Consider the following 8,624-nt stretch of genomic DNA (forward strand, 5'->3'; position numbering starts at 1 on the left):
TCATGACGTCGCCGGTCTGATGCTCTGCTCGAAGCTGAACACGTCGTCCGGGTCGTACTTCGCCTTGATGGTGCGCAACCGGTCGACACCCGCTCCCCAGTAGGCGTTCTCGTAGTCCGCCATGCCGGCATTCGGCACGTTGGTGTACGCGCCGTCGACGTAGGGCGCCAGGGCCTCCATGAATTCCGTTATCCAGGACAGACATTCGGCGGTGAGCGGGTCGGGTGTCTCCGGTCGCTCACGGGCCGCCGTGCCACGCGCGCCGCCCCAGCCGGCGCCGGGCTCGGCGTAGAACAATGCGTTGCGATGGGCGAACGCCGAACCGGCGGCGGGCTCACTGCCGGGCAGAGCACCACCGAAGGCGTTGGTGAAGTAATTGCATTGCGGTGAGGGCGCCTTGGACAGGAACGACACGATGACGTCGACCGCTTCGGCGGGGTACGGCTCATAGATGAACTGCGACTTGAACGCCCAGTTCACCGGTTCGTCTTCGGTCGGAATCTGAAAGCCGGCGTAGGTGTCGGCCCAGCCCGCGTCCGTCATCACGAGCGTCGGTATGCCAATGGACGTGACGGGCACCAAGAGCTGTTCCGCCTCGTCCGCCGTTCCCCCGGCCAGCGCTCCCACCAGTTCGAACCCGTCGGTGCCAATTTCGAGCTGAGTGGTGAGCCGACTGTCGGTGTCGAAGGCGAAGCGTTGCCAGGCGTCGAACACCGCGGGCAGGTCACCCAATCCCGACCATCTCACGGTGAGGTAGACGACGTGGGCGAGGGGGTGAACGCGGTACGTGAGGGACGTGACGATGCCGAAGTTGCCGTTGCCGGCGCCGCGCAACGCCCACAACAGGTCTGCGTTGGTGTTGTCGTCGACGACGATCGCCCGTGCCCCGCCGTCCTCGGAGGGGACGACGATCTCGGCGGCCAACAGGTTGTCCGATGCCATTCCGAATGCACGGGTCAGGAGGCCGAAGCCGCCACCGAGGGTGGCACCGACCAACCCGACGGTTCCCTCGGTGCCGGTCGGCGCCGCAACGCCGGCCGCACCGAGCGCGGTGACTGCTTCGATTTGGTTGAGCCCCGCGCCGACCGTCGCGGTCAGCCCCTCGGCGTCGACGGTGGCGGACTTCAATTCGCTGACGTCGATGACGATGCCGTCGTCGACGGTGGACCACCCCTCGAGGCAGTGCCCGCCGCTGCGGGCGCGGACCGGGACTCGGTTTTGCCGCGCCCAGGCCACTGCGTTCACCACGTCCTGCGTCTGCTGCGCGAACACGACCACCGCCGGATCGTTGCGGTGCAGCAGGTTCCAGGAGTCACTGGCGCTGCGGTAGCCGTCGTCACCCGGACGGACGACCCGGCCGGTCAGCTCGGCGGCTGAGGTGCTCGTCGTGCTCATGCGGTCACCTCGGGTGTGGTCGCCGTGACGTCGTCGATTCCCGCTTCGTGGTCGAGGACGTCGCGGTGGAGGAAGTACATGTAGGCGAAGTACATCCCGCCGGCGAGGATGATGCCGACGACGACGATGACGGGCACGGTGTTGCCGCCGGGCGTGACGAGTACGAACAGGACGAACGCCTCCCAGATCAGCGCCGCCACGGCGACCGGTATCTCGAATCGTCCGAGGCTGAACCCGCCCTCCTTGCGCTCCAAGTTCTTTCGCACCGCCAGATACAGGACGACGATTCCGGTGTAGATCAGCGCGGGCAGGATCGTCGAGCCGACGATCAGTGGGATCAGTGCGGCTCCGGGCAGAGCGAGCATCAAGACGACGCCCACGCCAAGGATCAGCAGCGTGGCGGGGACGGGGGTCTGGGTCTTCGGGTTGACCTTCTTCATCAGTTCGTGGGCCGGGAACCGCTTGTCGCGGGCCATGGAGAACACCTGCCGCGAGCACGCTGCGATGATCACCATCCCCGCACCGAACATCGCGAATACCAAGCCTGCCAACAAGACTCGCTCGGCTACCACTCCGAATTGGCTGCGGATGATCGCGGCGACCGGTGATCCGCTGGCGCTGACCGCCGGGACGTCCTTGATGGCGATGGTCAACGCAATCAGGAACACGAATCCCAGAAGGCCCGCCGCGAGCACCGAGGCCACGATTGCGCGGGGGACGCTCTTGAACGGATCCTTCGCCTCCTCGGCCAGGTTGGCCGCGGAATCGAAGCCGACGAGTGTGGTCAGACCCATGATCATGCCGGCCATCAAACCGCCGCCGATGGCGAAGTAGTTCGGTGCTCCGGCGGTGACTCCGCGGGAGGTGAGATTGGTCAGATCGCCGCTGCCGGTGAACACCATCACGACCGCCAGGCCGATCACCACCACCACGATGATGAGGAGTTCGACACCCACTGCGCTCGAGGTGAGCATGCCCAGCAGTTTCGTGGAGGCGATCACCAAGACGGATTGGATGACGAGGATCGCGACGGTGATGATGCGCGCGGTGTCCTCGTTCTCCGCCATTCCCACCAGGGGCATGAACGCCTGACTGGCCAACGCGTTGTCCACTGCGACGACGGCGATCGCCAAGTACCAGAACGTCAGCCAGCCGAACAGCCAGCCGACCTTCGGATTCGCCAGCCGCGACGCCCATTGGTAGGACGATCCGCTGAGCGCGATCCTCGCCGCGAACTGCGCCACCACCAGGGCCACCAGTGCTTGGCCGATCGCGGAGAGGATCCACAACCAGATGCCGACCGGTCCCGAGGTGGTGAGGAGGTCGTCGTAGGTCCCGAAGATGCCGACCGCCACCGAGATGAACGCGAATGACACGGCGAACACCTGGAAGCCGCCGAGTGTTCGCTTCAACTCCGGTTCGTAGCCGGAACCCAGACGCTCGTCATTCTGAGTAGCTGAATTCGCAGCAGTCTCTCTGGTCACAATTCTTCCGATCCTCTGTAGCTGGGTTCGTGCAGGACATTAAGGGATGGTCTGGGTGTTCTAGCGAGGAAATTCACGATTGAGATGATTTGCCATGCGGTGTTCGGCGGAACGCCGTGGGATTCAGTGGTCGACGTGTTGTTCGTTCGTGCCCTTGTGGCCCTGGCCGGCGTGCTCACTGTGCGGGGCGGGATTGAGGGGGAAGGGGACGTGCTGGACGGTGGTGGCGCTGCCCGGGGTTGGGACGGCGGCGACGTTGGGTCCGCGGGTCGCGCCTTCGAGTTCGTTGGTGATCCTGCCGGCGTCTTCCACGGCGGGTCCGGCAGTGCCGGTCATAGGTGTTCCGTCGACGTGGGTGACGGTCGCGGTGTCGGCTTGGGCGGGCGCGGCGAGCGTGACCACGGTTGCGCCGAGGCCGGTGAGGCCGAAGGCCAGGACGGCCGCGCTGGTGGCGATTCGGGTGGTGATCATGTGCGGTTCCCTTCTCGGAGCCACGTGGTGTGGCCGCGTGGAGAAGAGAATGCGGCGCAGTCCTCAACGGAATCTCAACGCCGACCACGCCGCCGCCGGTCAGGGGGCAGGTGGTGCGTGCGGTGCCAGTTCGAACACGAGCCGATGGCCTGCGATGGTGATGACGTCACCGTCGGAGAGCGTGGCACTGCCGCGAATGCGCTCGCCTGAGACCAGCACCCCGTTGGACGACCGGAGGTCGTTGATCACGAAGCTGGCACCGGTGTCGATCACCGTGGCGTGGTGCCGGCTCACCCGTGGATCGTCGAGCACGATGGCGTTGTCGTCGCGGCGTCCGATCCCCGTCGCCACCGTCTCCAACGGGTAGCAACGGCCCGCGGCGTCACGGAGCTGCGCCCTGCCGGCCGCCGAACTGGAATTCGAGGTGTGAAACTCGATCATGGTGAGGACGTCGGATGCGTCGCTCTGCGCGATCCGTCGGATGTCCAGGGGCTCTTGGCGCAGGATCTGCTGGTGCAGGGTGCGCAGGGTCGGGCCGGGGTCGATGCCGAGCTCCTCGGACAGCGTGGATCTCACTCTGCGGTAGGCGTCGAGGGCATCGGTTTGTCGCTCGACGACGTAGTAGGCGGTGATCAGCTGCGCCCACAGGGGTTCGCGATAGGGGTGTTCCGAGACGAGCGCCTCGAGTTCGCCGATCACCGAAGAGGCTCGACCGCAGGCGATGTCAGCCTCCGCGCGAGTGACCTGAGCCCCCACCTTGTCCTCGACCAGCGCGGTGGCGAAGGTCGCGGCGAAACCGAACTCGCGCACGTCGTCGAGGACGGGGCCACGCCACTGCGCGAGAGCGGCGGCGAGGCGGTCGCCGGCCTGGGTGAACCGACCCGCGGCGGCCGCTTCGACGCCCGCAGCCCGCTCCGTGGCGAATCGCCCGATGTCACAGGATGACTCCGGCACGTCCAGCCGGTAGCCGGGCCGTGCGCTGACCAAGACGGCTCGGGGGTCGACCCCGGCGGTGCCGAAGATCTTGCGCAGATTCGCGACGTAGACGTGAAGATTGTGGGTCGCGTCGGCATGGGCCGTGTCCGCCCAGATCGCGTCGATGATGGAATCCCTTGGCACCACGCGATTGCGGTTGATGAGTAGCAGCGCCAGCACCGCCCGCTGTTTCGGGGTGCCCAACGGCATGGGCCGGCCGTCCACGGTGACCTGGAGCGGACCGAGGAGTCCGAAGTCCAGGCTCACCGGTCGACTGCGAGTTTGACCACGGGGTTGGGGCCCGCATCGGTCACGTAGACGTTGCCTGCCCCGTCGACCGCCACACCCTGGGGATCGTTGAGACCCGTGAAGGGCAGCGGAATCGCCGCAGGCGCACCCGGTCGGAGCTCGACGACTCCCGCGTTGCCGCGGTCGGTCACGTAGACGTCGCCCTGCTCGTCGATGGCCACGCCGTGAGGATCGTTCAGACCCGTGAACGGGAGGGGGGTGGCGTCGGTAGCGCCCGGCGCCAACCGCACCACCCGGTTGTTGCCCCAGTCGGTGACGACCACACCGCCCGCCGCGTCGACGGCGACGCCACGGGGATCGTTGAGGCCCGTGAACGGCAGCTCGGCCGCCACCGTCGTGCCCGACGGCAAGAACAGCACGCGGTCGTTGCCACGGTCGACGACGTAGACGTCGCCTCCCGGACTGGCGATGATGCCGCGGGGGTCGTTGAGACCGCTGAAGGGCAACGGGATTGCCGTGGGCGCGCCGGACGGCAGCCACATCACGCGGTCGTTGCCCGAGTCGGTGACGTAGACGTCGCCCTTCGCGTCGACTGCCACGTCGCGCGGATTCTTGAGCCCGCGAAACGGCAGCTCGGTCGCATCAGTCGCGCCAGGCTCCAGTCGCATCACCCGGTCCGTGCCGATGCCGGTGACGTACGCCGTCCCCGCTGGGTCGACCGCGACCCCACCGGCGACGCGAATTCCGTTGAACGGCAACGTGGTCTGCGCGGAATGGCCCTGGCCGACCGGGCCGGACGGCGTGCCACCGCCATTCGACGATTGGGCTCCCTCGGGGGAGGGTCGGAAGGCGATGACGACCGCCGCCACCACGGTGGCCGCCAATGCGGCGCCGAGGATGGCGATGACCTTGCGCGACGGTGTGTCTCGCTTCCTTGCAGGCGCATCCGGCACGGTGTCGGTGGCGCCCGTCGCCGCGCGGGCCGCGGCGGCGAGGTCTCGGACGGTCGGGTAGCGCTCGTCGGGATTCTTGGCCATTCCCTTCGCGATGACGGCGTCGAAGGCGGTTGGCACCTCGGACGTACTGGCACTGGGTCGCGGTGGCGCGGTGTGCAGGTGGTGGGCAATCATGCCCTGAATACCCATGTCGCTGGTGAAAGGTGGCTTACCCGTGAGGCATTCGTGGAGTACGCAGGCCAGGGCGTACACGTCGACGCGCGCATGGGTCTTCACCGCGGCGCCGATGGCCTCCGGTGCCATGTAGGCCGCGGTCCCGATGGTTTCGCCGGCCTTCGTCAGGGTGTGGTCGCCTGAGGCGTGGGCGATTCCGAAGTCGATCAGGTAGGCGAAGTCGTTGTCGGACACCAGGATGTTCGACGGTTTGACGTCACGATGCACCAGTCCGACGTCATGGGCCGCCTGCAGTGCGCCGGCGACCTGGGTGATGATCGCGACCGCGCGCGTGGGAGTCAGGGCACCGTTGCGTTGGATCAGCGTGCGCAAGTCGGTGCCGTCGACCAACCTCATGTTGAGGAAGAGCCGGCCGTCCATGTCGCCGAAGTCGTGAATGGGGATGACATGCGGCTCGGTCAGCTGTGCCACCGCCTCGCACTCCCGCCGGAACCGTTCGCGCGGCTCGTCGTCCGCGGCGGAGTGTTCCGGTAAGACCTTCAGCGCGACGACCCGATTGGTCTGCCGGTCGCGTGCACGCCACACCTGGCCCATGCCGCCCGCGCCGACCAACGACAACAGCTCGTAACGCCCGAAGGTGCGGACGGTCTCGGCGCCTTCGGTCGCGGTCTCGGCAGACGGCGTGCCTCGGGTGGCCTCCCGGCCGGACGGCGGATCCTCGGTGGCGTCCCCGCCGTCTACGACCGTGTCATCCATGACGCTGCGAACTCCCGTGACCGGCCGACTTCTGTTGGCGACATTCAACCAGCCGAGGAGTCAGTTGGGCGGCTAATGCGCCGACGGCCCCGCTCAGGTCCGCCAGGCGCAAGCGCTGCAACCCCCGCCGCGGTCGTGCGAGGATGTCGCGATGCTGCGGTGGGGGAGCGTTGCGGGGGTCGTCGTGTCCGGAGTCGTCTGCGTGGTGACGCTTGCGCTCGTCACCACCGCCGTGCCGCAGGCTGCTGCGGCGCCCGACGCCGCGCCGGCCCTGGGGTGGCACGGCTGCGGAGATTGGGTCGACACCGCCAAGGTGCCCACCGCCCGATGCACCTCCGTCGCGGTACCCGTCGACTGGAGTGACGCCGCGAATCCGCAAGCGCCGCAAGCCCAGCTGGCGGTGATGTGGATACCGGCCACCGGCCAGAAACTGGGCACGATCATCTCCAACCCGGGTGGGCCAGGTGTCTCCGCTATCGAGGTCATGTCCCGGTTCGCGCCGAAGCTCGAGAAGACCGATATCGGACGACGATTCGACCTGGTGGCGTTCGACCCGCGTGGAGTGGGACTGTCCACCCCCGAGATTCGGTGTGAAACCGACGCCGAGCTCGACGAATACCGCGCCGACCCACAGGTCGACTACAGCCCGGCGGGTGTCGCCCACATCGAAGACATCGATCGGGAACGCGCTCGGAGATGCGCGGACCAGGTCGGGTTGGCGTTCCTGGCTGGGATGAGCACCGAGAACTCCGCTCGAGACATGGACGCGGTACGGGCCGCCCTCGGGGAGGAGCAACTGAACTTCTTTGGCTACTCCTACGGCACCCGACTCGGAACTGCTTATGCCGAACTGTTTCCCGACCGTGTGCGCGCGATGATGCTCGACGGTGCGGTGGACCAATTCACCGATCCACTCGCCGGAGCGGTTGACCAGGCGGCGGGATTTCAACAGGCGTTCGACGCCTACGCCGCCGACTGCGCCTCCCGGCCCGGTTGCCCCCTCGGAACCGACCCGGCAGGATCCGTCGACCGTTTCCATCAGCTCGTCGACCCACTGGTGGACGAGCCTGCGCGTACGGCAGACCCGCGGGGGCTCAGTCATTCCGACGCCCTCACCGGGGTCGAAGACGCGCTCTACAGCTCTGAGGACTGGCCTCGACTGACCGACGGTCTGACGGCACTGGCCCGTGGAACTGACGCCGACAGTCTCCTGGAGCTCGCCGACGAATACCTGGAACGCGACGAGGACGGGCACTACACCAATTCGGAGGACGCATTCAACTCCGTCCACTGTGCCGACGAGGCGTACCCCACAGACCCTGCGGTCTACGCCGACGTCGACCGAAAGATGCGAGAGGTCGCCCCCTACAAAGACTATGGCGAGTTCACGGGTGAGGCACCCCGCCCACTGTGCGTCTTCTGGCCGGTGCGGTCGGCAGCCGAGCCGCATCCGCTGAGCTCGCCGGGACCGGGGAAGGTCGTCGTCGTGTCGAGCACCGGGGACCCCGCCACCCCGTACCAGGTGGGCGTCGACGTGGCCCGTCAACTCGGCGCCCCCTTGATCACGTTCGACGGCAACCAGCACACGGTCGCCTTCAGCGGCAACCGCTGCGTCGACGCTCCCCTCGAGGCGTTCTTCGTCGACCGCCTGCAGCCCCCGGCCGACCTGCGCTGCTGATCCTCGACGAGAAGGGCAAATCGCCTAGTCGGGAAGTTCTAGTAAGCGGTCCTGCTCTCGCGTGGATCAGTCGCCAACGCGAAATGGTCTGGTTGAGCTACAGTCTGGCCAAATGAGAAAACTGACTGTGTCGACAATATTGTTTGCCGCAAGCTATCTTCTTTGCCCTGTCGCAAACGCACAGCAGAGCGACTGCGATCCGAATTACTCAGGGGCGTGCGTCCCCATCGCCAGTGACGTCGACTGCCAAGGGGGAAGCGGCAACGGCCCGGCCTACGTGTCCGGTCCGGTCACCGTCGTCGGCACTGACATCTACGACCTCGACCGCGACGGAAACGGTATCGGCTGCGAGTAGACCCGGCCTAGGTGTGATGTCCAGGGAGGTTGTCCCGATTCGTATCGGTGAGCCTGTGTGACAGAGAAGGCCTCCGGTTGTGAAGTGGAGCTGTCTAGGAACCGCTTCATCAACCAGGAGGCCTTCGTGTC

At 66.8% G+C, this 8,624-nt stretch carries 7 protein-coding genes; 2 read left to right on the forward strand and 5 right to left on the reverse strand.

What is annotated here, in order from left to right; all coding sequences use genetic code 11:
- From H7K45_RS02815 to H7K45_RS02835, 5 genes are all read right to left on the reverse strand, one after another.
- Entirely contained in the window at positions 1–1,395 is a 1,395-nt protein-coding gene (locus tag H7K45_RS02815; protein ID WP_263994207.1) for an FAD-binding oxidoreductase, read from the reverse strand.
- A complete protein-coding gene (locus tag H7K45_RS02820) occupies positions 1,392–2,879 on the reverse strand; it encodes an APC family permease (RefSeq protein WP_263994208.1) in 1,488 nt (495 codons plus the stop codon). The genes H7K45_RS02815 and H7K45_RS02820 overlap by 4 nt, the downstream gene beginning before the upstream one ends.
- 123 nt (positions 2,880–3,002) lie before the next feature.
- Entirely contained in the window at positions 3,003–3,350 is a 348-nt protein-coding gene (locus H7K45_RS02825; protein ID WP_263994209.1) for a hypothetical protein, read from the reverse strand.
- 99 nt (positions 3,351–3,449) lie between these two features.
- Complete coding sequence (locus tag H7K45_RS02830; protein ID WP_276069481.1) at positions 3,450–4,535, reverse strand: BTAD domain-containing putative transcriptional regulator; 1,086 nt, start codon at positions 4,533–4,535, stop codon at positions 3,450–3,452.
- A gap of 53 nt (positions 4,536–4,588) precedes the next feature.
- Positions 4,589–6,460, reverse strand: coding sequence for a serine/threonine-protein kinase PknD (locus tag H7K45_RS02835; protein ID WP_276069362.1), 1,872 nt, complete (start codon positions 6,458–6,460; stop codon positions 4,589–4,591).
- A 151-nt stretch (positions 6,461–6,611) separates the two neighbouring features.
- Between H7K45_RS02835 and H7K45_RS02840 the strand changes: the two genes are divergently transcribed.
- Complete coding sequence (locus tag H7K45_RS02840) at positions 6,612–8,138, forward strand: alpha/beta hydrolase (RefSeq protein ID WP_263994211.1); 1,527 nt, start codon at positions 6,612–6,614, stop codon at positions 8,136–8,138.
- 112 nt (positions 8,139–8,250) lie between these two features.
- Positions 8,251–8,493 (forward strand): hypothetical protein, encoded by a 243-nt coding sequence (locus H7K45_RS02845; RefSeq protein ID WP_263994212.1) that lies wholly within the window; start codon positions 8,251–8,253, stop codon positions 8,491–8,493.
- Positions 8,494–8,624: the final 131 nt, after the last annotated feature.

It is taken from the genome of Mycobacterium yunnanensis (assembly GCF_025823185.1).
In the GTDB taxonomy this organism is placed as follows: Bacteria; Actinomycetota; Actinomycetes; order Mycobacteriales; family Mycobacteriaceae; genus Mycobacterium; species Mycobacterium yunnanensis.

Bases quoted from the DNA above. Each gene is read 5' to 3' on its own strand.
- H7K45_RS02815 (WP_263994207.1), bottom strand. From the start codon at position 1,395: ATGAGCACGACGAGCACCTCAGCCGCCGAGCTGACCGGCCGGGTCGTC.
- H7K45_RS02825 (WP_263994209.1), bottom strand. From the start codon at position 3,350: ATGATCACCACCCGAATCGCCACCAGCGCGGCCGTCCTGGCCTTCGGC.
- H7K45_RS02830 (WP_276069481.1), bottom strand. From the start codon at position 4,535: ATGCCGTTGGGCACCCCGAAACAGCGGGCGGTGCTGGCGCTGCTACTC.
- H7K45_RS02835 (WP_276069362.1), bottom strand. From the start codon at position 6,460: ATGGATGACACGGTCGTAGACGGCGGGGACGCCACCGAGGATCCGCCG.
- H7K45_RS02840 (WP_263994211.1), top strand. From the start codon at position 6,612: ATGCTGCGGTGGGGGAGCGTTGCGGGGGTCGTCGTGTCCGGAGTCGTC.
- H7K45_RS02845 (WP_263994212.1), top strand. From the start codon at position 8,251: ATGAGAAAACTGACTGTGTCGACAATATTGTTTGCCGCAAGCTATCTT.